Source organism: Bradyrhizobium vignae, assembly GCF_004114425.1.
Taxonomy (GTDB): domain Bacteria; phylum Pseudomonadota; class Alphaproteobacteria; order Rhizobiales; family Xanthobacteraceae; genus Bradyrhizobium; species Bradyrhizobium vignae.
This window is the reverse complement of the sequence record NZ_RDQF01000078.1, coordinates 1-24,231: the sequence shown is the minus strand read 5'-3', so window position 1 is coordinate 24,231 and position 24,231 is coordinate 1. Positions and strand designations below refer to the sequence as shown.

General features: G+C 65.3%; 22 protein-coding genes. 10 read left to right on the top strand and 12 right to left on the bottom strand.

Going from position 1 to position 24,231, the window contains the following annotated elements; all coding sequences use genetic code 11:
• From EAV90_RS35920 to EAV90_RS35900, 5 genes are all read left to right on the top strand, one after another.
• The coding region (locus EAV90_RS35920; protein WP_245509703.1) for an ABC transporter ATP-binding protein at positions 1-987 on the top strand (987 nt) is incomplete at its 5' end.
• A gap of 19 nt (positions 988-1,006) precedes the next feature.
• Positions 1,007-1,186 (top strand): DUF4089 domain-containing protein, encoded by a 180-nt coding sequence (locus EAV90_RS35915; protein ID WP_162500504.1) that lies wholly within the window; start codon positions 1,007-1,009, stop codon positions 1,184-1,186.
• 7 nt (positions 1,187-1,193) lie between these two features.
• Positions 1,194-2,588: an AtzE family amidohydrolase gene (locus tag EAV90_RS35910; protein WP_208738574.1), complete on the top strand. Its 1,395-nt coding sequence runs from the start codon at positions 1,194-1,196 to the stop codon at positions 2,586-2,588.
• 12 nt (positions 2,589-2,600) lie between these two features.
• Positions 2,601-2,996: an oxalurate catabolism protein HpxZ gene (gene hpxZ / locus EAV90_RS35905; protein ID WP_122406125.1), complete on the top strand. Its 396-nt coding sequence runs from the start codon at positions 2,601-2,603 to the stop codon at positions 2,994-2,996.
• Entirely contained in the window at positions 2,993-3,715 is a 723-nt protein-coding gene (locus EAV90_RS35900) for a GntR family transcriptional regulator (protein WP_129146141.1), read from the top strand. The genes hpxZ and EAV90_RS35900 overlap by 4 nt, the downstream gene beginning before the upstream one ends.
• A gap of 99 nt (positions 3,716-3,814) precedes the next feature.
• On the opposite strand, the gene atzF is transcribed toward EAV90_RS35900, so the two are convergent.
• Complete coding sequence (gene atzF / locus EAV90_RS35895; protein WP_129146142.1) at positions 3,815-5,620, bottom strand: allophanate hydrolase; 1,806 nt, start codon at positions 5,618-5,620, stop codon at positions 3,815-3,817.
• A 193-nt stretch (positions 5,621-5,813) separates the two neighbouring features.
• Complete coding sequence (locus EAV90_RS35890; RefSeq protein WP_129146140.1) at positions 5,814-6,320, bottom strand: MarR family winged helix-turn-helix transcriptional regulator; 507 nt, start codon at positions 6,318-6,320, stop codon at positions 5,814-5,816.
• A 138-nt stretch (positions 6,321-6,458) separates the two neighbouring features.
• Here EAV90_RS35890 and EAV90_RS35885 point away from each other — a divergent pair, with 138 nt between their 5' ends.
• Positions 6,459-8,315: a feruloyl-CoA synthase gene (locus tag EAV90_RS35885; RefSeq protein WP_129146139.1), complete on the top strand. Its 1,857-nt coding sequence runs from the start codon at positions 6,459-6,461 to the stop codon at positions 8,313-8,315.
• A gap of 384 nt (positions 8,316-8,699) precedes the next feature.
• Here the strand turns inward: EAV90_RS35885 and EAV90_RS35880 are convergent, their stop codons facing one another.
• Positions 8,700-9,206: a MarR family winged helix-turn-helix transcriptional regulator gene (locus EAV90_RS35880; RefSeq protein WP_129146138.1), complete on the bottom strand. Its 507-nt coding sequence runs from the start codon at positions 9,204-9,206 to the stop codon at positions 8,700-8,702.
• An 83-nt stretch (positions 9,207-9,289) separates the two neighbouring features.
• Between EAV90_RS35880 and EAV90_RS35875 the strand changes: the two genes are divergently transcribed.
• Genes EAV90_RS35875 through EAV90_RS35865 form a run of 3 tightly spaced genes read left to right on the top strand, consistent with a single transcriptional unit; the run spans position 9,290 to position 12,104 of the window.
• Positions 9,290-10,498 carry a cytochrome P450 gene (locus EAV90_RS35875; protein WP_129146137.1) on the top strand — a complete coding sequence of 403 codons (1,209 nt, stop codon included), beginning with the start codon at positions 9,290-9,292 and terminating at the stop codon, positions 10,496-10,498.
• 12 nt (positions 10,499-10,510) lie between these two features.
• Positions 10,511-10,834 (top strand): 2Fe-2S iron-sulfur cluster-binding protein, encoded by a 324-nt coding sequence (locus EAV90_RS35870; RefSeq protein ID WP_129146136.1) that lies wholly within the window; start codon positions 10,511-10,513, stop codon positions 10,832-10,834.
• 58 nt (positions 10,835-10,892) lie between these two features.
• Complete coding sequence (locus EAV90_RS35865; RefSeq protein ID WP_129146135.1) at positions 10,893-12,104, top strand: ABC transporter substrate-binding protein; 1,212 nt, start codon at positions 10,893-10,895, stop codon at positions 12,102-12,104.
• Between the two features lie 63 nt (positions 12,105-12,167).
• Here EAV90_RS35865 and EAV90_RS35860 read toward each other — a convergent pair whose 3' ends face one another.
• A complete protein-coding gene (locus EAV90_RS35860; protein ID WP_129146134.1) occupies positions 12,168-13,430 on the bottom strand; it encodes an NAD(P)/FAD-dependent oxidoreductase in 1,263 nt (420 codons plus the stop codon).
• 321 nt (positions 13,431-13,751) lie between these two features.
• Here EAV90_RS35860 and EAV90_RS35855 point away from each other — a divergent pair, with 321 nt between their 5' ends.
• The gene (locus tag EAV90_RS35855) at positions 13,752-14,924 is read left to right on the top strand and encodes an ABC transporter substrate-binding protein (RefSeq protein WP_129146133.1); all 1,173 of its coding nucleotides are present in this window, start codon (positions 13,752-13,754) and stop codon (positions 14,922-14,924) included.
• A 311-nt stretch (positions 14,925-15,235) separates the two neighbouring features.
• Here EAV90_RS35855 and EAV90_RS35850 read toward each other — a convergent pair whose 3' ends face one another.
• The 8 genes from EAV90_RS35850 to EAV90_RS35815 form a co-directional block, all read right to left on the bottom strand.
• Positions 15,236-17,107, bottom strand: coding sequence for a bifunctional sugar phosphate isomerase/epimerase/4-hydroxyphenylpyruvate dioxygenase family protein (locus EAV90_RS35850; RefSeq protein ID WP_129146132.1), 1,872 nt, complete (start codon positions 17,105-17,107; stop codon positions 15,236-15,238).
• Positions 17,104-17,841 carry an ABC transporter ATP-binding protein gene (locus EAV90_RS35845; RefSeq protein ID WP_129146131.1) on the bottom strand — a complete coding sequence of 246 codons (738 nt, stop codon included), beginning with the start codon at positions 17,839-17,841 and terminating at the stop codon, positions 17,104-17,106. Before EAV90_RS35845 ends, EAV90_RS35850 begins: the two co-directional genes overlap by 4 nt.
• A 9-nt stretch (positions 17,842-17,850) precedes the next feature.
• Complete coding sequence (locus tag EAV90_RS35840) at positions 17,851-18,594, bottom strand: ABC transporter ATP-binding protein (protein WP_129146130.1); 744 nt, start codon at positions 18,592-18,594, stop codon at positions 17,851-17,853.
• The gene (locus tag EAV90_RS35835) at positions 18,591-19,589 is read right to left on the bottom strand and encodes a branched-chain amino acid ABC transporter permease (protein ID WP_129146129.1); all 999 of its coding nucleotides are present in this window, start codon (positions 19,587-19,589) and stop codon (positions 18,591-18,593) included. Before EAV90_RS35835 ends, EAV90_RS35840 begins: the two co-directional genes overlap by 4 nt.
• A complete protein-coding gene (locus tag EAV90_RS35830; RefSeq protein WP_122406111.1) occupies positions 19,586-20,461 on the bottom strand; it encodes a branched-chain amino acid ABC transporter permease in 876 nt (291 codons plus the stop codon). The genes EAV90_RS35835 and EAV90_RS35830 overlap by 4 nt, the downstream gene beginning before the upstream one ends.
• 240 nt (positions 20,462-20,701) lie before the next feature.
• Positions 20,702-21,832, bottom strand: coding sequence for an ABC transporter substrate-binding protein (locus EAV90_RS35825; RefSeq protein WP_129146128.1), 1,131 nt, complete (start codon positions 21,830-21,832; stop codon positions 20,702-20,704).
• Positions 21,833-21,887: 55 nt separating this feature from the next.
• Entirely contained in the window at positions 21,888-22,766 is an 879-nt protein-coding gene (locus tag EAV90_RS35820) for a shikimate dehydrogenase (RefSeq protein ID WP_129146127.1), read from the bottom strand.
• Between the two features lie 132 nt (positions 22,767-22,898).
• Positions 22,899-23,837 (bottom strand): LysR family transcriptional regulator, encoded by a 939-nt coding sequence (locus tag EAV90_RS35815; RefSeq protein WP_122406985.1) that lies wholly within the window; start codon positions 23,835-23,837, stop codon positions 22,899-22,901.
• Positions 23,838-24,231 lie beyond the last annotated feature (394 nt).

Sequence of the window (24,231 nt, the reverse complement as noted above, 5' to 3'; positions counted from 1 at the left end):
CGATCATTCCACAACCAACCATCCGTTGCTTTCGCCGCAGAAAGCGAGCGCTTGGGCGGCACCTGCGCGAGCCTCCTCGAAAACGTCCGTATCAATCGATGCTCGCGCTACCTTAACGCCTATGGGGTCAGCCCCGGGAGCGACGAGACAAAGCCGCTCCTCGTCATCGAAAAGCTCGTCAAGGAGTATCCCCGCCAGGGCGCGACCGCCGTGCTCGGAAAGCTGTTCGGCCGCAAGCCGCCGGTGGAGCCGGACGTATTCCGCGCCGTCGACGGCATCAGCTTCTCGATCGGGCATGGCGAAAGCGTCGGCCTCGTCGGCGAATCCGGCTGCGGCAAATCGACCACATCGATGATGGTGATGCGTCTCCTGGACCAGACCGCCGGCCTGATCCAGTTCGACGGCGAGGACATCTCCGCCATCGCGCCATCAGCCTTCGCCCGGCTGCCGCAGCGCAGCCGGATCCAGATGGTGTTCCAGGATCCCACCGACAGCCTCAACCCGCGATTCACCGCAGCGCGCGCCATCGCCGATCCGATCATGCAGCTCGGCGACCTCAAGGGCCGCGACGCGCTGCGAGCCCGCTGCGAGGAGCTCGCCACCATGGTCGGCCTGCCGCACAATCTGCTCGATCGGTTTCCGCACCAATTGTCCGGCGGCCAGAAGGCCCGCGTCGGCATCGCCCGCGCCATTGCCCTGCATCCGAAGCTCGTCATCCTGGACGAGCCGACGGCGGCGCTGGACGTCTCGGTGCAGGCCGTGGTGCTCAATCTGCTGCAGGACCTCAAGGCGCGGCTAGGTATGAGCTATCTGTTCGTCTCTCATGATTTGAATGTGGTGCGCTTGTTGTGCGATCGTGTCATTGTCATGCGGACGGGACGGATCGTCGAGGAGGGCTCTTCCGAGCAGGTGCTCAGCGATCCCAAGGACGACTACACCAAGGAGCTGCTGACGGCGATCCCGCATCCGCCGTTGCCGGCGCACTGAGAGACTGTTTGGGAGCGTGATGGCCGAACCCCTGGACGACTATATCGACGCCGTATCGAAAGCGCTGGCGCTGCCGGTCGAGGAGGCCTTCAGACCCGCGGTGCGCGCCAATCTCGAAGTCTCGCTGCGGCTTGCCCGCCTCGTCGATGAATTCACGCTGCCGGACGAGACCGAGCCGGCGCCGATCTTCACCGCCTGATGCCGCCATGACCGCCAAGCCAGAGATGAATGCTGCCGACATCGCGAAAGCGGTGGCCGGCGGCCAATTGTCCGCGCTCGCCGCCACCGAAGCCGCGCTCGCGCGCATCAAGCAGCACGACGGCATTCTCAATTCCTTCACCGACGTCACCGCCGAACGTGCCCGTGCGAAAGCGCGCGCGATCGACGCGGACATCGCCTCGGCCAAGCAAGTCGGCCCGCTCGCCGGCGTGCCCTTCGCGGTGAAGAACCTGTTCGACGTAGCCGGTCTGCCAACGCGCGCCGGCTCGAAGATCAACCGCGACCTCGCGCCGGCCAAGCGCGACGCCACGCTGATCGAACGAATGGAGGCGGCCGGCGCCGTCCTGGTCGGCGCGCTCAACATGGGCGAATACGCCTACGACTTCACCGGCGAGAACATCCACGACGGCCCCTCGCGCAATCCGCATGACACCACACGGATGAGCGGCGGCTCGTCGGGCGGCTCGGGCAGTGCCGTCGGCGGCGCGCTGGTGCCGATCGCGCTCGGCTCCGACACCAATGGCTCGATCCGCGTGCCCTCGTCCTTCTGCGGCATCTTCGGCCTGAAACCGACCTATGGCCGGCTGTCGCGGGCACGCTCGTTTCCGTTCGTGGCGAGCCTCGATCATCTCGGCCCGTTCGCGCGCTGTGTCGCCGACCTCGCGCTCGCCTATGACGTGATGCAGGGGCCGGACGCCGACGACGGCGCCTGCACCACGCGCGGCGTCGAGCAGGTCACGCCGCTGCTCGGCCAGCCCATTTCGGGCCTGCGCGTCGCTATCGCCGGCGGACATTTCCAGAAGAACGTGTTTCCGGAAGCCGTCGAAGCCGTCAGCCGTGTCGCCAAGGCGCTTGGCGCAACGCAAGTGGTCGATATCCCCGAAGCCTCCCGCGCCCGTGCCGCCGCCTATGTCATCACCACCACCGAAGGCGCTTCGCTGCATCTCGATCGGCTGCGCCAGCGCCCGAACGATTTCGATCCGGCCGTGCGCGACCGGCTGATCGCGGGCGCCATGGTGCCGGCAGCGCTGGTCGACCGCGCGCAAAAATTCCGGCGCTGGTATCGCGCGCAGCTCGCCGAGATCTTTGCGTCGGTCGACGTGCTGATTGCGCCCGCAACGCCCTGCACCGCGCCGAAACTCGGACAGGTGAACTTCAATCTCGACGGCGTCGAGTTGCCGGTGCGCGCCAATATCGGCATCCACACCCAGCCGATCTCCTTCATCGGCCTGCCCGTGGTGGCCGTGCCGGTGCCGCTCGAGCCGCTGCCGATCGGCGTGCAGATCATCGCCGCCCCCTGGCGCGAGGACATCGCGCTGCGCGTCGCGCACGCATTGGAAAAGATGGGCGTCGTCGCAGCGCCCGCGCCAAGGGGACTTTGAGAGGATTCTGAGATGGAGATCGATCTCCCCGAGGTGATCGCGGAAGTCAAAGCCGCGTTCGAACGCTATGAGCAGGCCCTCGTCAGCAACGACGTCGCCGTGCTCGGCGAGCTATTCCGCAACGACCCGCGCACCTTGCGCTACGGCATGGGCGAGAACCTCTATGGCTATGAGGCGATCTCCGGCTTCCGCGCCGCGCGCTCGCCGGTCGGGCTCAATCGTCGCACGGCAAAGACGGTGATCACGAGCTACGGCCGCGACACGGCCGTGGCGTCCACCTTGTTCTATCGCGACACGGCGCCCGGCAAGGTCGGCCGGCAGATGCAGACGTGGATACGTTTCCCGGAGGGCTGGCGCGTCGTCGCCGCTCATGTCAGCATCATCGACGAGCCGAAAGAGACCGTATGACGCTTGACGATTTTCCGCAGGGGACACTGCCGGGCGAGCCGGTGGTGCCCCGCGTCGACCGTCCCTCGCCGTCGGTGCAGAAGGTCACACGCGCCGAGGAGCTGCGTCTTCAGCTTGCGGACGAGATCGTGCGCGGAACCCTGGCACCCGGTGCGCCGCTGGACGAGACCGACATCGCGCGGCGCTTCAGCGTTTCGCGCACCCCAGTGCGCGAGGCGCTGCGCCAATTGGTCGCGAGCGGCCTGGTCGAGGCGCGGCCGCATCGCGGCGCGGTGGTGGCGCAGCCGTCGATCGAGCGGCTGAAGAGCATGTTCGAGGCGATGGCCGAGCTCGAGGCGCTGTGCGCCGGCCTTGCCGCCGAGCGCATGTCCCCTGCCGAGCGGCATGCGCTCGAGGCCGTCCACGAAGAGCTGCGGCTCTTGAGCTACGCCGGCAATCCCGAGCGCTTTCACGAGGTCAACGAGCGCTTCCACAACACGATCTATGCCGGCTCGCAGAACGGCTACATCGCCGAGATCACGCTGGCGACGCGTGTGCGCGTGCAGCCGTTCCGCCGCGCCCAGTTCCGCAATCTCGGCCGTCTCGCCAAATCGCAGGCCGAGCACGACCGCGTCGTCGTCGCCATCATGCGCGGCGACAAGCAGGGCGCCGCGGCCGCGATGCGCGCGCATATCGAGCTGGTGCGCGGGGAGTACGAGATCTACGCGGTGTCGGTGTAGGGCCGCGCGCGGTGCCGTAAGGCGCAAAGCGCCGTGCCCACCGTCTTTCCTATTTGATGGTGATGGTGGGCACGCTTCGCTTTGCCCACCCCACAGGACTCACCCTCTCGCGGCTTCCGCCATATACTTCCGCCATCCCCCATATGCGGTGATATCCCGCGCCTCGCCCAGCACTTCCGGCTCGACGAGAAAGCCCTTCACGCTGCGGCCATCGGCAAGCCGGATCGTGCCGACCGCCATCGGTGCGGGAATCGCGTTGACGAACTTGCCGAACGCCGCCGCAGACAGTGACCAGATCTCCAGCTCGATCGACGCACCTTTGCCGGCTGCGACGCGCAGCAGGCCCGGCTTCGGCGGCGTGGTGTTGAGCGCATAGAGTTTGTAGTCCGGCGCGGTCTTTGTCGCCTCCATCAGCTTCCCGCTCAACGCCTTCAACTCGCCGTTCAGCGCCATGCCGGACAGATGCGCCCCGACCACCCCGATCGGAATCTCGTCGATGCCTTCGGCAGGCAGCGGCGCGAGCGCGGGCTGCGCGACGCCCTTTGCGCCAACCGTCAGTTTCGTATCCGCATGGAACACGCGGCCGATGCTAGCCAGCATCGCATCGTGTCCGGCGGGCGCGAGCAGCGTGATGCCGAACGGAATGCCATCACTGCGCATCGCAGCCGGCACGGCGAGACCGCAGAGATCGAGCAGGTTGACGAAATTGGTGTAGGTGCCGAGCCGGCTGTTGAGCTCGATCGGATTGGCGAGCACCTGCGCGGTGGTGTAGGCCGTCGGCGCCGTCGGCAGCACCAGCGCGTCGATGTTCGCAAAGGTGCGCTCGGCAATCTTGCGCAGCCCTTGCAGGCGATAGAGCGCGGAGAAGGTCTCCGCCGCCGTCAGTCGCGCGCCGGCCGCCGTGATCTCGCGGGTGACGGGGTGGATCGCATCGGGTGCGGAAGCGAGCAGGTCTTTGATCACGAGATAGCGCTCGGCGACCCACGGCCCCTCATAGAGCAGCCGCGCCGTCTCGTAGAACGGCTTGAGGTCGAACTCGACCAGCACCGCGCCAAGCGCGGTCCAGCGCTTCAGCGCATCGCCGTAAGCGGCTTCCGCCTTCTTGTCTCCGAAGAAGATCAGCTGCCCGTTGCGCGGCACGCCGAGGCGCAAATTGGCGGGGAATTGCGTGAGCGGGCCCAGCGGCCGCTCGCGCGAGAATGGATCGGCCCGGTCCGGGCCGGCCATCACCGACAGTGCCAGCGCGGCATCGTCCACCGTCAGTGCGAACACCGAAATGCAATCGAGCGTGCGGCAGGCCGGCACCAGGCCAGCGGTCGAGATCATGCCGAGGCTCGGCTTCAGCCCGACGATGTTGTTGAGCATCGCCGGCACGCGGCCAGAGCCGGCGGTGTCGGTGCCGAGCGACAGCGGTACGAGCCCGGCGCCGACGGCGGTGGCCGAGCCCGAGCTCGACCCGCCGGGAATCAGATCCTCGCGGATCGAATTCCTGGGAATGCCGTAGGGCGAACGGACGCCGACGAGGCCGGTCGCGAACTGGTCGAGATTGGTCTTGCCGATGATGATGGCGCCGGCGGCGCGCAGGCGCTCCACCGCGGTCGAATCGTGTGCCGGCGTGTAGGACAAAGCCGGGCAGGCTGCAGTCGTGGGGAAGCCCAGCGCGTCGATATTGTCCTTCACCGCGACCGGCACGCCGTAGAGCGGCAGGCTGGCCGCGTCCTTCGTGGCGAGCTTTTCGGCCTCCGTGATCGCATCCTTCTCGTCGCGCAGGCTGATGAACAGGGCGGGATCGTTGTGGTCGCGGATGCGCTGATAGGTCCGCGCGATCGTCTGTGCCGGCGTCAGCGTCCCCGCGCGATGCGCGGCCACAATCGCGGCGATCGTTTCAAGCTGCTGAGCCCCCATGGCGTCCAACTCCGGCATTTCGTCTTCGCCTGGAGTGAAGCAAGCGATGTGCCATTGTGTACATTATCCGGGCAGGGCGATTGCTCCGCATATTATCGTGCGATCAGCGGCTTGGGGGATATTTCGGCAGGCGCATGGGCGGTCGCATCGGCGACCTGTGACGTGCATCTGCCCAAATCATGGGCAGCCGACATCAGGTGAAGCCGGCGAGGATCCGGAGCAGGTGCGCCCGGTTCTCCTTGCCGATCTTCGCCTCGACGTGCCGCTCGTGCTCGGCCGCGAGCCGCTTGAACTTCGTCAGCGCCGTCTCGCCCTGCGCGGTCAGATGCAAGGCATGGGAGCGCCGGTCCTCCTTCGATTTGATCCGCTTCACCAGCTTGCGCTGCTCGAGGCTGTCGAGCAGATGCACCAGCCGGGCGCGCTCGATGCCGAGGCGCTTTGCCACCGCCATCTGTGACAAGCCCGGATTGGCGCCGATCACCGTCAGCACCGAATATTGCGTCGGCCTGATGTCGACCTCGCCGAGCGTCCTGATGAAGTCCTGAAAGATCCAGATCTCGAAGCGTCGCACCGCATAGCCGGCGTGCCCGACCAGTGCGTCGAGGCCAATGTCGCCGGCGGCCTCGCGAGGCGCTGCGCCGTTGCCGGCGCGCCTGCGCGGGGAGGGGCGGGTGTCGGCCCGGGCTGCATTGGCTGTCACGTCGGTGTCTCCTGTCGCGCAATCCTAATGCCTCGAGGCGCCGAGAGGAAGAATGTTGTTGACGACAACAATTGCCGTGCCCAACATTATGGCCAAAGCGGCCCGGAACGAGGCTGCAGCCCGCCGCGGAGGAAACACATGACAGTTGCCCCAGATGGTGACGTTGCAGGCCTGTTCGCAACGCCAAGGACCGTCGCAGAGCTTCGCGCCGACGGCAGCATCGTGCTGCGATCGCCGGATCCGTTGCGCGCTGCTGCGCGCTGCGTTGGCGATTGGCTGGAGCAATGGGCGCGGCTAACGCCGGATGCGATCTTCCTGGCCGAGCGCGGCAGTGTCGAAGCGCCCTGGACCACCGTCACCTATGCGCAGGCGCTGCGGAACGTGCGCGCCGCCGCGTCCTGGATCCTCGCGCAGGGCCTCAGCGCCGAGCGGCCGCTCGCGATCCTCTCCGACAACAGCATCGACCATGCGCTGCTCGCGCTCGCCGCTCAGCATGTCGGCGTGCCCTCGGCCGCGATCTCACCGGCCTATTCGCTGATGTCGAAAGATTTTGACAAGCTCAAGAGCATGATCGCGCTGCTCGAGCCGGGCGCGATCTACGTCTCGGCGACCAAGCCGTTCGCGGCAGCGCTGGCAGCCATCAAGCCGCTGCACCAAGCGCAGATCATCAGCGGCAATGCTGCTGACGCCGACGCGCTGGCCTTCCGCACCGTTGCCGCAACGCCCGAGACGCCTGCCGTTGCAACAGCCTTCGCCGCGGTGACGCCTGATACGATCGCAAAATTCCTGTTCACCTCAGGCTCGACCGGCACGCCCAAGGCGGTCATCAACACCCAGCGCATGCTGACCTCCAGCCAGCAAGCCAAGGCGCAGATCTGGACCTTCCTCGAAGAGAGCCGCGGCAATCTCGTCATTCTCGACTGGCTGCCCTGGAGCCACACCTTCGGTGCCAACCACAATTTCAACCTCGTGCTGCGCAATGGCGGCTCGCTCTATATCGACGGCGGCAAGCCTGCGCCCGGTCTGTTCGCGACGTCACTTGCGAACCTCAAAAGCGTGATGCCGACGGTCTATTTCAACGTGCCGCGCGGATTCGACATGCTGATCGCGGCGCTGCGCAGCGACGAGGAATTGCGCCGCCGCTTCTTCGGCGAGGTGAAATTCGCCTTCTACGCGGGCGCCGCGCTGCCGCAGAATCTGTGGGATGCGCTCGAAGAGCTCTCGCTCAAGACTGTCGGCCGCACGCTGCCGATGGTCTCGGCATGGGGCTCGACGGAGACCTCCCCGCTCGCCACCGATTGCCATTTCCTCGCCGAGCGGTCCGGCAATATCGGCGTGCCAATTCCCGGCACCGAACTGAAGCTCGTTAGGTCAGGCGACAAGCTGGAGGTGCGCGTGCGCGGCCCCAATGTCACGCCGGGCTATTGGAAGGCGCCGGAACTGACCAGGCAGGCCTTCGACGAAGAGGGTTTCTATCTGATCGGCGATGCGGTGAAGCTCGCGGATAGCGCGCGGCCGGAGCGCGGCTTGTTCTTCGACGGTCGCGTCGCCGAGGATTTCAAGCTCAATTCCGGCACCTGGGTCAGCGTCGGCACTCTCCGCGTTGCCGGGATCGCCGCGCTGGCGCCGCTCGCGCAGGACATCGTCGTGTCGGGCCACGGCGGCGATGAGGTGCGCTTCCTGGTGTTCCCGAACGTCGCGGCCTGCCGCGCGCATGCCGGGCTGCCCGAGACGGCTGATGTGAACGAGGTGTTGGCGCACGACAAGGTCAGGGGTGCGATCGCGCAGGGTCTGGCGCGGCTGAAACAGCAGAGTGGCAACTCCTCCGGCCACGCCACGCGCGCGCTGCTGCTCGCGGAGCCGCCCTCGGTCGATGGCGGCGAGATCACCGACAAGGGCTACATCAACCAGCGCGCCGTGCTGACGCGGCGTGCGGAGGCGTTGGCGCGGTTGAACGATGATGCATCGGGGGAATGGATCGGCCGCGCCGGCTAATGCAGTTGCCGCGCATACTCCTCTCGTGCCCCGAACGCAGCGCAGCACGCAAGTGATGCGCTGCTGAGCCTGGGCCCATTCTTTGCGGGCGTCGCTAAATCTGGATCCCGGCTTTGTGTCGCGTCATTGCGTGCCGCGCCGCGTCCGGGACACGAGAGCGAGACGCTGAGCCCACCGAACTAAGCCAGCCATCCTGTCGTAATATCTGCCGAATCTTTTGTTGCCTAAGCAACTAATTTATGCGAACCGTTCCAGGGGCGGACGACGGCAGACGAACTGCCGCGGCCGATCTCGGAGGAAACAATGTTCGGCAGGATTGGTGCCGCGAACATACGTGGGCGCATGCCTGAAAGTGCCGGCACGACGCAGCCTCGGCGCTGCGTGTCAGGTGTGGCTGCTGTCCGTCACCGCGCCGAGATTCTCGTGCAGCCGGCGCAGCAGGTCGATCAGAACCTCGCGCTCGTCCTTGCTGAGGCAGGACAGCAGCCGCCGCTCGCGCTCGAGCGCGGCGACGATCACCTTGTCATGGGTGGCGCGGCCTTTCGCCGTCAGCGCGATCGAATGGGTGCGGCCGTCGTTCGGATCGGTGCGGATCGACACCAGTCCGCGTTTCTCGAGGCCGGCCAGTGTCCGGCTCACCGGCCCCTTGTCGAAACCGATGACGTGGCAGATGCGCGAGGCGGGAATGCCCGGCTCGAGCGCCAGCAGCGACATGATCCGCCATTCCGTGACGTTGACGCCGAACTGCTTCTGATAGAACGCGGTCGCGCTGTTCGAGAGCTTGTTGGCGATGAAGGTGATGAACGCCGGCACGTAACGCTCGAGGTTGAGCGTCGGCCCCGCATCACTGGGTGCGGGCTTTTGGCGAACTCTGGTCGAGGACGGCGGCATATCGATTTTCTGACTCGCGGCGGGCCCGAAGACCTAAGGGCATGCGCCGCCCTTTCACAAGGTCAAAATGAGAGAGGTCTTTCATGACCGCATCCGGCTCCGTTGGATCAGGTGTCCCGCATCTCGACGTCGACCCCTTCGACATGAAGTTTTTTGCCGACCCCTATCCCACCCATGAGCTGCTGCGGGAAGCCGGCCCGGTGGTCTATCTCGACAAATGGAAGGTGTACGGCGTTGCGCGCTATGCCGAGGTCCATGCAGTCTTGAACGATCCCGCAACCTTCTGCTCCAGCCGCGGCGTCGGGCTGTCCGATTTCAAGAAGGAGACGCCATGGCGGCCGCCGAGCCTGATTCTGGAAGCCGATCCGCCCGCGCACACCCGCACCCGCGCCGTGCTGTCGAAAGTGCTGTCACCGACAGTGATGAAGCAGGTGCGCGACCGGTTTGCCGCGGCGGCGGAGGAGCGGGTGGATGCGCTGATCGAAAAAAGCAGCTTTGATGCGATCACCGATCTCGCCGAGGCCTACCCGCTGTCGATCTTTCCGGATGCACTTGGCCTGAAGCCCGAAGGCCGCGAGCATCTCATTCCCTATGCGAGCGTCGTGTTCAACGCGTTCGGTCCGCCGAACCGGCTCCGCCAGGAGGCAATCGAACGCTCGACGCCGCACCAGGCCTATGTCGCCGAGCAGTGCCAGCGCGAGAACCTTGCGCCCGGTGGCTTCGGCGCCTGCATCCATGCGCAGGTCGACGAGGGCGCCATCACCGCAACCGAGGCACCGCTATTGGTGCGCTCGCTGCTCTCGGCCGGTCTCGACACCACCGTCAACGGCATCGGGGCCGCGGTCTATTGCCTCGCGCGCTTTCCCGATCAATGGCAGCGCCTGCGCAATGATCTCTCGCTGGCGCGCGGCGCCTTCGAGGAGGCCGTGCGATTCGAGAGCCCGGTGCAGACCTTCTTCCGCACCACGACGCGCGAGGTCGAGCTGTCAGGCGCGAGGATCGGCGAGGGCGAGAAAGTGCTGATGTTCCTCGCCGCGGCCAATCGCGATCCCAGGCGCTGGGACAGGCCCGACAGCTACGACATCACCCGCCGCACCTCCGGCCATGTCGGGTTCGGCTCGGGCATTCACATGTGCGTCGGCCAGCTCGTGGCACGCCTTGAAGGCGAGGTGATGCTGACGGCGCTGGCGCGCCGCATCGCGAAGATCGAGATCACGGGCGAGCCGAAGCGCCGCTTCAACAACACGCTGCGTGGGCTCGACAGCCTGCCTGTCACCATCACCCCGGCCTGACGAGGAGCTTTGATGCCCGCCATCACCTTCATCCATCCCGACGGCAAGTCCATCCGCATCGAGACCGTAGGCGGCGAGAGCGCCATGCGGGCCGCGACCCGTCACGGCCTCGACGGCATCCTGGCCGAATGCGGCGGCAACGCCATGTGTGCGACCTGCCACGTCTATGTCGACGAGGCCTGGCTCGTGCGCCTGCCTGCAATGGCTGACGACGAGGATGCGCTGCTCGACGGCACCGCCGCCGAGCGGCTGCCGAACAGCCGGCTGTCCTGCCAGATCGACATCACGCCCGAGCTCGACGGGCTGGTGCTGAGGATGCCGGAGCGGCAGGTCTGAATCTCGGAACGTGCCGGCAACGACCGGCGCGACAATACATCAAACAGGGGAGGGAATGATGAAGCATCTGAAGTTGACTCTCGCGCTGGCTGCGAGCCTGGTGACCGGCGCGGCGAATGCCGAGATCTCGGACAACGTGGTGCGCATCGGCGTGCTCAACGATATCTCCGGCATCTTCCAGGACACCAACGGCATGGGCTCCGTCGAGGCCGCGCGCATGGCGGCGGAGGATTTCAACGGCGGGGCCAAGGGCATCAAGGTCGAGATCGTCTATGCCGACCACCAGAACAAGGCCGATGTCGGCAATGCCATCGCGCGCAAATGGCTCGACATCGAGGGCGTCGATGCCATCGTCGACGTGCCGAACTCGGCCGTCGGGCTCTCCATCAACGCGCTGTTGCGCGACAGCCGCATGACGTTCCTGGCGTCCTCGACGGCGAGCTCGGATCTCACCGGCAAGGCCTGTTCGCCGAACACCATCCAATGGGTGAACGATGCCTGGGCGACCGGCAACACCACGGCGGCCGCCATGATGTCGCGAGGCGGCAAGGAGTGGTATTTCCTCACGGTCGACTACGCCCTCGGCAAGGGTATCGAGGCGGAGGCGCAGAAATACATCGAAGGACACGGCGGCAAGGTGCTCGGCTCGTCAAAACATCCGCTCGGCACCTCCGACTTCGCGTCCTTCCTGTTGCAGGCGCAGAGCTCGAAGGCGCAGGTGATCGGATTGGCCAATGCCGGCGGCGACACCATCAACGCGGTGAAGCAGGCCGCCGAGTTCGGGCTCCAGCAGAGCGGGCAGAAGCTCGTGGCCTTCCTGCTCTTCATCAACGACATCCACGGCATGGGCATCAAGGTCGCGCAAGGCCTCCAGCTGATGGAAGCCTTCTACTGGGACATGAACGACGACACGCGCGCGTTTGCGAAACGCTTCGCAGCCCGCGCCGGCATGAACGGCAAGATGCCGAGCGGCAATCAGGCCGGCGTCTACGCCTCCACGCTCGCTTATCTCAATGCCGTCGCCGCCACCGGCAGCGACAACGCCAAGAATGTCGTGCCCGAGATGAAGAAGTTCAAAGGCAAGGACAAGCTGTTCGGCGACACCACGATCCGCCAGGACGGCCGCGTCGTGCATCCGATGTACCTGTTCGAGGTGAAGAAGCCGGAAGAGTCGAAATATCCGTACGATTATTACAAGCTGGTCTCGACCATTCCGGCGGACCAGGCGTTCCGTCCGCTGGCGGAGGGCGGGTGCGAGCTGGTGAAGTGAATGTAGCCAGGAGCGCGATCTTCCTTCATCCTCCCCCTCCTGGGAAGGGTAGGAGAAACGTCCCTACACCACCTTGCTAGATCCCTGCGTGATCAGCCGCGCCGCGCGCTGATCGCGCGCGTAGATCCAGAGCCAGCTGAGGGCGACGCTGAGGCGGTGGCGGAGGCCGATCAGGAAGTAGATGTGGGCGATGCCCCAGATCCACCACGCGATGGTGCCGCGCAATTTGATCTTGCCGAAGTCGATCACCGCGAGCCGCTTGCCGATCTGCGCGAGGCTGCCGGCGTGCTTGTAGCGGAACGGGCCCGCCGATGTGCCGCGCAGCCGCGCCTTGATGGTCTCGGCGACATGACGGCCCTGCTGCTTGGCCGCCGGCGCGATACCCGGCACCGGCTTGCCGTCCCAGGCGTTGATGGTGACGGTATCGCCGATCGCAAAGATCTCGGGATGGCCGGGAATGCTGAGGTCGGGCTCCACCAGCACGCGCCCGGCGCGATCGCTGGCTGCGCCCAGCCATTCGGCCGCGGGCGAGGCGCGCACGCCGGCGGCCCAGATCCGTGTCTTTGCCTCGAGCAGCTTGCCGCCGAACACGACGCCCTCACGATTGATCTCGGTGACGGCCTGGCCGAGCACGACCTCGACGCCGATCTTTTCCAGCGAGGCCTGCGCGTAAGCCGAGAGGTCGTCGGGAAAGCCGGCGAGCACACGCGGGCCGGCTTCGATCAGAACGACGCGTGCCTTCGTCGTGTCGATGTTGCGGAAATCGGCGGGCAAAGTGTGGTGCGCCATTTCGGCGATGGTGCCGGCGAGCTCGACCCCGGTCGGGCCGGCGCCGACGATGACGAAGGTCAGCCGCGCCGCGCGCCGCTTCGGATCGGTCTCGCGCTCGGCGCGCTCGAAGGCCACAAGGATGTGCCGGCGCAGCGTGGTCGCATCCTCCAGCGTCTTCAGGCCAGGCGCCCATACCTCCCACTCGTCATGGCCGAAATAGGCGTGCCGCGCGCCAGTGGCGAGCACCAGCGTGTCATAGGGTACCTCGCTGCCATCGTCGATCAGAACGCGGCGCCGCTCGGCATCGACGCCGCTCACCGTCGCGAACAGCGTCGTCACCTCGCGCCTGTCGCGCATAAGATGGCGGATCGGCCAGGCGATCTCGCTGGTCGCGAGCGATGCGGTCGCGACCTGATAGAGCAGCGGCTGGAACAGATGATGATTGCGGCGGTCGATCAGCGTGATCTCGACCGGTGCGCCCGCAAGGCGGTAGGTCGTCTCCAGCCCGCCGAAGCCGGCGCCGACGATGACAACGCGGTGGGGAGTGGCGGCCATGATGCACCTCGAATCTCGCTGCTGCTCACCTGCATTTAAGTGCGGATCGGGCGTCGTGGTCCAATAGTCGTCATCAATCGTCGCATAGGCCTGATGTATCGATCTGGCGCGAAAAAGCGCCGCAGCCTCCGGGCCGGCCTTGGGGCGGCCTTGGCCGAAGTGAGTAGAATTATATTTCTTGCCATCGCAGATTAGGGCGAAATATGGTGCAGGAGCCGCCGCTGAGCCGTTGGCGGCTCGATGGATTTTGCGTTCAATAGAGACAGGCCCGGGGCGGCGATCACCCCGTTTCCGGGACCGATAATAAGGAGGGGAGTGGTTATGAGAAGGGCATTTTGGCTGGCGGGCGCAGCGGCGCTGGTGCTGGCAAATCAGGCGTTCGCCGGCGACACTATCAAGATCGGTTTCGTCTCGACCTTCAGCGGCCCGACCGCCGTGATCGGCAACGACATGCGCAACTCCTTCGAGCTCGCGCTCGACCATCTCGGCCGCAAGATGGACGGCAAGCCGGTCGAGGTGATCTACGAGGATGACGGGCAGAAGCCCGACGTCGGCAAGCAGAAGACCGAGAAGCTGGTGCAGTCCGACAAGGTCGACTTCATCGTCGGCTATATCTGGTCGAACGTGTTGTTGGCCTCGCTCAAGACCGCGGTCGATTCGAAGACCTTCCTGATCTCGGCCAATGCCGGTCCGTCGCAGCTCGCGGGCGAGCTGTGCTCGCCTTACGTGTTCTCGACCTCCTGGCAGAACGACCAGACCCCGCAGGCGGTCGGCACTTATATGAACCAGAAGGGCGTCAAGTCGGTGTTCCTGATCGGCCCGAACTACGCCGCCGGCAAGGACATGCTGGCCGGCGTCAAGAGCACCTTCAAAGGTCAGGTCGTGGGTGAGGAATACACGGTGTGGCCGAGCCAGCTCGATTTCTCCGCCGAGCTCTCCAAGGCGCGCGCCTCCGGCGCCGAGTCGATCTTCGTATTTTACCCCGGTGCCGCCGGCGTGCAATTCCTCAATCAATATGCGCAGGCCGGGCTGAAGAGCACGATGCCGCTCTACACCGCCTTCACCATCGACGAGCTCTCGCTGCCGCTCCAGAAGGAGAACGCACTCGGGGTGCCCGGCGCGCAGCAATGGGTCAACGACCTCCCCAACGAGCAGAACAAGCGCTTCGTCGCCGACTACCGCAAGAAGTACACCGGACTGCGTCCGACCTTCTACGGCGCGCAGACCTATGACGCTGCGAACCTGATCAACAGCGCCGTCGTTGCCGTGAAGGGCGACACCTCAAAGAAGGACGAGATGAGGGCCGAGATGGAGAAGGTGAACTTCAAGTCGGTGCGCGGCTCATTCAAATACGGCAACAACCACATCCCGATCCAGAATTTCTATCTGCAGGACGTGGTCAAGGATTCCGAGGGCCAGCTCGCGCTGAAGACCGTCGCCACCATCGTGGAGAACGATCAGGATCGCTTCCACGACAAGTGCAAGATGAAGTGAGCTGACGCTTCTTCCTCTCTCCGCTTGCGGGGAGAGGGCTGGGGTGAGGGGAGTCTCCGCGGGGACCGAGTCGGTCGGAGTCCTCGACAATTCAACATGGTCATTGCGAGCGCAGCGAAGCAATCCAGAGTCTTTCCGCGGACGGATTCTGGATTGCTTCGCTGCGCTCGCAATGACGTGCTGAGAGACCGTCGTTCCAGCGGATATTCGTCTCGCGGAAGCTCCCCCTCACACGGAATTCAAGCTGCGCTCGAATTCCGGCCTCTCCCCGCAAGCGGGGAGAGGGAAGAGCCTGCAAGGGCAGAGGGTCATCATACCCGCGGCATGCTGGCGGGCCGCACCTCGCGCGCCTGCGCTGCGAGCCTGATGCCGGCGTTGGCTGCGCCAAAACCCTGATAATTCCTGCGCTCGACGATCTCGAAGAAGAACCGCTCGTCGAAAATGTGGGTGTAGACCTGGAAGAACTCGCCGTCGCCCTCGCGGTCGTAGAGGATGTGGTTGGCGCGTAGCTGCGCCATCAGTTCGGGCGCGAGGTCGTATTTGGCTTCGATATCGTCGTAGTAGTTGTCAGGAATATCCAGGAAGTCCGCGCCGCGTTGGCGCATCGCGGCGACGGTGGCAAAAATGTCTTGGCACGAGAAGGCGACGTGCTGCACGCCCGAGCCGAAGAACTCGGAGATGAAGCGCGCCGGCAGCGTGCGGTTGGCGGAGGAGCCGTTGAGCACGAAGCGCAGGCTCTGGTCGGCGTTGATGATGGCCTGGCTCTGTACGAGCCCCCTGGGGTCGGCGAGCTCCATCTGCGGCAGGCGCTTCAGGTCGAGGATTCCGGTGTAGAACAGCCGCCAGGACAGCATCTCATCGTAAGGCATCGATTGCGCGATGTGATCGACCGCCAGCAGTGCGTCACCACTGGCATCGCTCGTCACAGGCTCGAAATCGGTGCCCCAGTTCTTGCCGGCCTGATCGAGGAAGTAGAGCAGGCTGCCGCCGACGCCATGGATCGCGGGAATCTCCAGCTCGCCCGGTCCGACCGGCTGGTAGAAGGTGCGCGCCTTCAGCGCTTCGGCGCGCTGCATGGCGCGGCCGGCATTGTCGACGTCGAGCGCGATGGCGCAGACGCCGGGACCGTGCGTGACGTAGTGAGAATGCGCAAAACCGTCGGTCTCGCAATTGATGACGAGCTCGACCTTGCCCTGCGACCAGCGCTCTACCGCTTTGCTGCGATGCTGGCCGGTCTTGCGGAAGCCGAGCTGCGAAAACAGGCGGGCAAGCTCGCCGGCCTTGGTCTCGTTGAGGGCGAACTCGACGAAGCCGGTGCCGCGGCTCTTCGCCTTCGGTGCCAGCGGCTCGCGGCCAAGCTTCGGCCAATCCGGTGCGAGCTGGTCCTCCAGCAGGATCAACGAGCGCAGACCGTCGACCGCGGTCTGTGCCGCCGACCCGGCGCGGAACTGGTCGTTGAAGATTTCCAGCGACAGTGGCCCGGCATAGCCGGTCGCCGCGATCGCGGCCATGAACTCGCCGACCGGCAGGTCACCCTGGCCGGGGAAGGAGCGGAAGTGTCGGCTCCACGACAGGATGTCAAGCTCGAGCTTCGGTGCGTCGGCAAGCTGCACCAGAAAGATCTTGTCACCGGGAATCGAGGCCATCGCACGGGTCGGAAAGCCAGGGGCTAGCGCATGAAAGCTGTCGAGGATGATGCCGATCGCGGGATGATCGGCGCGCCGCACGATCTCCCAGGCATCGCGATAGTCGTTGACGTGGCGCCCCCAGGCCAGCGCTTCGTAGCCGACGCGCAAACCCCGCTTGGCCGCACGCTCGCCGAGCTCGCGAAAATCTTCCGCGGCGCGGTCGATGCCGCCGAGCGAGCTGGGGGAGACATTGGAACAGATCAGCAGCAGGTCGGTGCCGAGCTCCTGCATCAGGTCGAACTTGCGCTCGGCACGGGCGAAGTTGCGCGCACGCTGTGGCTCCGGCATGCCTTCGAAGTCGCGAAACGGCTGGAAGGCGCAGATCTCGAGGTTGAGGTCGCGGCAGAGCTTTGCGATGTCGCGCGGACCCGCGCCGAAGGACAGCAGATCGTTCTCGAAGATCTCGACCGTGTCGAAACCTGCGGCCGCAATGGCGCGGAGCTTCTCGTCGAGGCTGCCTGAGAGGGAGACGGTGGCGATCGAGCGTTTGTTCATGCTGCATTGTCCTCCATGGCACCCCCGAGAAAGAGTTGCCCGATGCGGGGATCGTTCAGGATGCGCTCCGCCTTGTCGGTCATGCGGGTCTGGCCGAGTTCGAGCACGATGCCGATGTCGGAGATCTCCAGCGCTGAACGCGCGTTCTGCTCGATCATCAGGATGGTGACGCCGCGGTCGCGCAAGCTCTTGAGGATGCCAAAAGTCTGCTGCACCATCAGCGGCGACAGGCCGATCGAAGGCTCGTCGATCAGCACGAGCTTTGGCTCGAGCAGCAGCGAGCGCGCGATCTCGAGCTGCTTCTGCTCGCCGCCTGACAGCGTGGAGGCCTGCTGTGCCGACTTGCGGCGCAGCGCGGGAAACAGGTCGAGCGCCTTCTCGATCCGCTGGGGCAGATCCAGCCCCTTCTCGGCAGCGACGCCGCCGAGCTCGATATTGTGGCGCACCGACAGCTCGGGAAAGATGTTGCGGCCCTGCGGCACGTAGCAGATGCCGGCATTGAGCAGGGCGCGCTGGCTCAGATTGGTGACGTCGCGGCCGGCAAAGCTGATCTTGCCTTCGCGCAGCTTCAGGAGGCCGAAGATTGCTTTGAATACGGTCGATTTGCCGGCGCCGTTCGGGCCGATGATCGTTGTGATCGTGGCTGGAGGAACGGCGAAGGTGGTGCCGTTCAAGATCGTCATCTTGCCGTAGCCGCCGACGAGATTGCGGACCGAGAGGATCGGGTCGCTCATCACTCGCTCCTAATGTCCGAGATAGGCTTCGATCACGGCGGGGTTCCTGCGAATCTCCTCGGGCCGGCCCATCGCCAGCACCTTGCCTTCCGCCATCACCATCACGCGCGAGCACAGCGACATCACGAACTCCATGTTGTGCTCGATCACGACGAAGGTGGCATTCTTCTCGCGGTTGATCGCGACCAGGCGCTCCTTCAGGTCAGCCAGCATCGACGGGTTGACGCCGCCGGCGGGCTCGTCGAGCAGCACCAGGCGAGGCCCGCCCATGAAGGCCATGGCAGCGTCGAGCAGCTTCTGCTGGCCATAGGAGAGGCCGCCGGCAGGCTCGTCGGCGAGATGGTCGAGCTTGAAGAAGCCGATCATCTGGTTGGCGGCGTCAGTCAGTCCGGCGTCGGAGCGGCCGACCAGGCGCGAGGCCATGTTGCCCTGGTGCTCCTGTCCGGCGAGGATCAGGTTCTCGCGCACCGAGAGCTTTGGGAACACCTGCAACAGCTGGAAGGTGCGGCTGACCCCGAGCTTGTTGAGCTCGGAGGGACGCAATCCCGTGACCAGCTTGCCATCGAGCTTCACCTCGCCGCCCGATGGCGTGAGCTGGCCGAGGATGCAATTGAACAGCGTGGACTTGCCGCAGCCGTTCGGACCGATCAGGCCGAGGATCTCGCCCTCGCGGACATCGAACGAGACGCCGTTGACTGCGTGGATGCCGCCAAAGCTCTTCTTGACGTCGGTGACTTCGAGGACCGCACTCATTGCACCGTCTCCAGGCGGGACTTTGCGACGGCGCGCAGCGCCGACGCCGCCTTGGTGCGGCGTTCGGCGAGATATCGGTCGAGGATTCCCAGAATGCCGGTCGGGGACCAGATCAGCAGCAGCATCACGGCCACCGCGTAGAGCATCAGGTAATAACCTTCCGTGAAGCGCAGCCATTCCGGCAGCAGCACCGCGATCATCGCCCCCAGGAACGGACCGAAATAGAAGCCCGCGCCGCCGACGATCACCATCATCAACAGATCAAGCGAGAGCGACAGGTTGAAGGGAACGGGGTCGATATATTGCGTCAGCGGCGCGTAGAGCGCGCCGGCGACGCCGCCGAGCGCCGAGCCGATCGCGAACGCCATCAGCGTATAGCGGCGCGTGTCGACACCGAGCGATTGTGCGCGCAGCGGATTTTCGCGCAGCGCCATGAAGGCGCGCCCCCACGGCGAGCGGATCAGCCACCAAACCGCGAGCGACGCGATCGCGAGCGAGCCGAGGCAGACATAATAGAACGGCAGCGGCTTGTTGGTCGCGAGCCCGAGGATGTGCGGACGCGGAATGTTGGAGATGCCGTAGATGCCGCCGGTGAGCCAGCTCTCGTTGCGGAACACCAGGAAAGCGAGGGTAGAGAAGGCCAGTGTGACGAAAGCGAGATAGTGGTGCTGCACGCGCAGCGCGGGATAGCCGAGCACCCAGCCGATCGCGAAGCTCAAGGCAATCGCAACCAGGATCGCGGCCGGCAGCGGCCAGCCATGCGTCGTCATGATCGCGGCGGCATAGGCGCCGATGCCGACGAACGCTCCCTGGGCCAGCGAGACCTGGCCGGCATAGCCCAGCGTGAGGTTGAGGCCCATCGCGGCGATGCTCATCACCGCCCACTGGCTCAGGATGAACAGGCCGTAGCGGTTGAAGTTCATGGGGACGATGATCAACGCGGCGATGACGGCAAGGCCGAGCGCGATCTTCAACGGTTTTGCGAAGCCGCTCATACGGTGCGCTCCTCGGCGCGGCCGAGTAAGCCCTGTGGCCGGAACAGGATCACGGCGATCAGGAAGATCATCGGCACGGCGGCACGGTATTGCGTCGAGACATAGGTCGCCGCGAGATTGTCGAGCACGCCGATCAGAAGGCCGCCGGCGATCGCGCCGCGTACCTGGTTGAAGCCGCCGACGATCGCCGCAATGAAGGCCGCCTGGCCCAGCACCTCGCCGGACGAGAACTTTGCAAGGTAGATCGGTGTGATCAGCAGCGAGGCCAGCGCCACCAGGAAGGCGTTGATCAGGAAGGTCAACAGGATCATGCGCTCGACCGGCACGCCGATGATGCGCGCCACCGTCGGGTTCTGTGCCGCCGCTTGCATCTGATGCCCGAGCGAGGTGCGGTTCAGCAAGGTGGTCAGGCCCAGGACGGCGAGAATGGCGACAACGAGCACGCCGAGGCTCTGCAGCGAGACGGCGTGACCGAGGATGGAGATGTCGCCGGTCGGCACGATCGAGGGAAACGGCGAAGCCTCGGCGCTGAAGAACTGCTTCACCGCTTCCTTGATCCCGATCGCGAGCGCCATGGTCGCAATCGCCAGCGGCAGCACGCCGTGGCGCATCATCGGATCGACCAGCAGCAGCTTGAAGGCGAGGCCGAGCAGGATCATCGACAGCAGGATGCCGAGGATGATCGCGAGCCAGAACGGCGCGCCCACATGCATCGCGGCCAGCATCAGGAACGCCGGCAGCATCACGAACTCGCCTTGCGCGAAATTGATGGTCTGCGAGGTCTGCCACAGCAGCGTGAACCCGACCGCGACCAGCGCATAGATCGCGCCGGTGGCTAACCCTGCGACCAGTAGATCGAATAGGTTGGACATTGTCCCCTCTCTCCACTCCCTCGCTCCGCTCCTCCTTCTCCCTCTCCCCGTTGTTACCGGGAGAGGGCAGGGGTGAGGGGTCTCTCTCCGCGAATTCAATTGTCACCCGTGACTGCGGCAGCACCCCTTACTCCACCCTCTCCCGGCGAAGAGCGGGGAAAGGGAGAGGAGAGATCTCTCCCCGCATCCGCCTTCGCTGAAGCTTCGGCGAGACAGGCGCGGGGAGAGGCGAAGATTCCCTCACTTCAACTTCGGCAGCACCTGCTTCACGACCTGCTTGCCTTCGACCACCTCCACCAAGAAGCTCTGGCGATCGATGTCGCCGTTCTGGTCGAAGGTGACGTCCATCAGGATGCCCGGCTCGTCCGCGGCCTTGATGGTGAGGCCGTGCAATGTGTCGGCAAACTTCTTCGGGTCGACCTTGCCCATCTTCTCGGTGGTGGCCTTCACCATGTAGACCGCGAGATAGCCCTTCAGGCCGTTATGATCGGGCACGTAATTGTACTTCTTGGAGAACTTCTCGCGGAACGCCTTGATCAGATCGACCGGCGCGTCGGTGGTGAGGCCGACATGGCCGCGCGCGCCGTTGGCCGCATCGCCGGCGAGCTCGATCACCTTCTGGCCGATCAGCGTGGTCTCGCCCATCAGCGGCGCGGTGACGCCCTGGCGCTTCAGCTCTTTGAGGATGCGCGCGCTCTCTTCCTCGTTGAGATAGACGAAGACGGCGTCGGGGTTCGCAGCCTTGATCTTGCCGACATCGGCGGCGAAGTCGGCCTGACCCGCCTCGGTGGAGAGGTCGGCGACGACCTTGGAGCCGAGCCGATCGAGCTCCTTGACCACGACGTCGCGGCCGCCGCGGCCGAAATCGTTGTTGACCCAGACCACCGCGACCGTCTTCGCCTTCATCTCGTCGTGGATGTACTTTGCGACCTTCGGCATCGAGGATTGCTGGCCGAACGAGGTGCGGAACAGGAACTTGTTGCCGGCTTGCGTCAGCTCGGCGGCTTCACCGCCCATGATCTGCGCGATGCCCGCCTCGGCCGCGAGCGGCGCGGTCACTTTCACCGAGCCGGAATAGCCGGGCCCGAGCAGCACATAGGGCTCGGCGTCGAGGGCCTTCTGCACCTGGGCGCGGGCGACGCCCGGGTTGGATTGCGAGTCGGCGTGGGTCACCTCCAGCTTGCGGCCGAGCACGCCGCCCTTGGCGTTGATCTCCTCGATCGCGAGGTCGATGCCGTTCTTCCAATTGGTGCCGACGGTGGCGCCGCCGCCGGAGAGTTCGGCGACGTCGGCGAGCTTGATCGCCTGAGCAAGGGCGCTCGTTGCCGTCATGGCGGTGAGCAGCGCGCCCACCAATAGCGTTGATTTCATCGTCCTCTCCTCCCGTTTCAAATCTTGCGAGCAGCCTTGTGCCGGCCGCTTCGCCTCAAGCTGCCTGATAGGCCGCGCTGCGCGCAGCCATTGCGGCGTCAAAAGCTTCTCCCATGACCTCGGTCGATGGGACAAGGCCGGTGAACAGTTCGAATGCGTCGGCGGCCTGATAGATCGCAAGCTCGCGCCCGGTCATGATCCGGGCGCTTTTCTCTCGCGCCGCGGCCAGCAGCGGCGTGATCAGCGGCGAATAGACGGCGTCCGCGACCCACAGGTCCGGCCTGAGCAGTGCCGCCGGCACCGGCATGTCACGGCTCGGCAACATGCCGACTGGCGTGCCGTTGACGAGACCGGTTGCGCCATCGAGCGCATCCTCGACGCTTCCAGCCACCCTCGCGCCGCTCTGTCTGGCAAGCAGCGAGGCGAGTTTCTCCGCGCGTGCCGGCTCGCTGTCGAAAATGCGGATGTCGGCCACTTTCAGGCTCGCGAGCGCAAAGGCGATCGCCTTGCCGACGCCGCCGGCGCCGATCACGGCGACGGCGTTGCCGGACGGGGCCAGCAACGGCGCCACGGCCCGCGCAAAGCCGGTGGTGTCGGTGTTGTGCCCGGTCAGCCGGCCATCCCTGACCACGACAGTGTTGACCGCCCCCATGCTGGCCGCGCCCGGCGCCAGCGCGTCGAGCAGCGGGACCACTGCTTCCTTGTAAGGGTAAGTGACGTTGACGCCGGCAAAGCCGAGCCGCCTCACGCCTTCGAGCATCAGGCGCAGCTCGGCCGCGTCGGCGCCGGCGACCTCGATGAGCTGGTAATGGCCGCGCAGGCCAAGCGCCTCGGCGGCGCGCTCGTGCATGGCGGGGGACGCGGAATGCGCGATCGGGGCGCCGATCAGGCCTGTGAGAAGCTTCTTGCTGGCGGCGTATCCGCGCTTCGACATGGTTCCCTATCGTCTCGTTGGGAGCGTCCGGTCCCGGCCATTAGCGGGGAAACCTGCGCAATTCCAGCTGCGACGATAGTCTTTCCCCCGCCTAACACAATTACCCTTTTATCCGACAAACCGAACATGATGTTATTTCTTTCGCCCGCGTGCCAGGGTGCCCTTGCCATTGCCACGGGACGGCTCGACCGCGCGCATCTCGGTGCGCAGGGCTTCGATGAAGTACTCCGCATGCAGCGACAGCGGCGTGCCGCGCTTGACTGCGATGTAGGTGTCGAACCGCGTCGGCTCGGTGATCTTCAGAAGCTCGATCCCGGGATAGCCGCCATGGGCGACCGTGAACTGGTCGATGATGGCGATGCCGAGCCCCGCCTTCACCAGCGCGCAGACCGTGGTGCCGAAGCGCGCACGGATGGTGATGTTGTAGTCGAGCCGGTTGCGCGCGAAGATCTCGGCCATTATCCGGCCGTAAGGGTCGTTGGGATCGATGCCGATCAGCGGATAGCGGGTGATCTCGGCGGCGGAAACCTGCTTGCGGCCGGCGAGCTCGTGACCCGCCGGCACAATGCAATAGAGCTCGCCCGAGGCAAGCGGCATGAAGTCGAGCCCGGAATGCTCCAGCCGGTAGCTCATCGCCACGCACTCGCCGCGGCCGAGCATCAGGTAGTCGATGGCCTCCTCGAGCTTGAGGATGTTGATGTCGATGCCGAGATCGGGATAGCGGCGGCGGACGCGCTCGATGGCGCGCGGCACCATTACCTGTGAGATGCTCGGCACCGAGCCGATGCGCAGCTCAGAGAGGCCGCCGCGGCCGATCTTGGAGATGATCTCGGAGAGGTCGTCGACCTTCTTGTAGACGCCGTTGATCTGCTCGAAGATGTTCTCGGCTTCCGGCGTCGGGAAGTAGCGCCCGTTCTGGCGCTGAAAGAAGCGGATGCCGAGCGACCGCTCGGTGTATTTGACGAGGCGGCTGATCCCGGGCGCCGAGACGTTGAGCAGCTTTGCCGCACCGCCGATGGTGCCTGTCACCATCACGGCACGGATCACTTCAACCTGGCGCAGCGTCATCATGGCGTTGAAATGTCCCTGGCATCGACAAGAGATCGTGGCGGCGATCATCTCACGAGAAATGCGATTTCATCCAGCGGCAAGTGTGTGCGATGTGGACGGAGGCTGGCGGGCTGCCTTACCCTCCCCTGGAGGGGGAGGGTCGATCGCGCGCAGCGCGAGCGGGGTGGGGTGATCTCTCCACTCGGGCACTGTTCGTCGCGGAGGGACCGTCACCCCACCCCGTCTCATATTTCGCTGCGCTCAATATGAGCCGACCCTCCCCCTCCAGGTAGGGGAATCGCATATGGTGCTGGCAGGGTGTTGCCAAGCGGTTGGAACTGGATTCTTTGGGTGTCTCTCGATTCCAGAGGGAGACCTGAATGCGCAAGCTCAAGCGCCTGTTTCGACCGCTCAA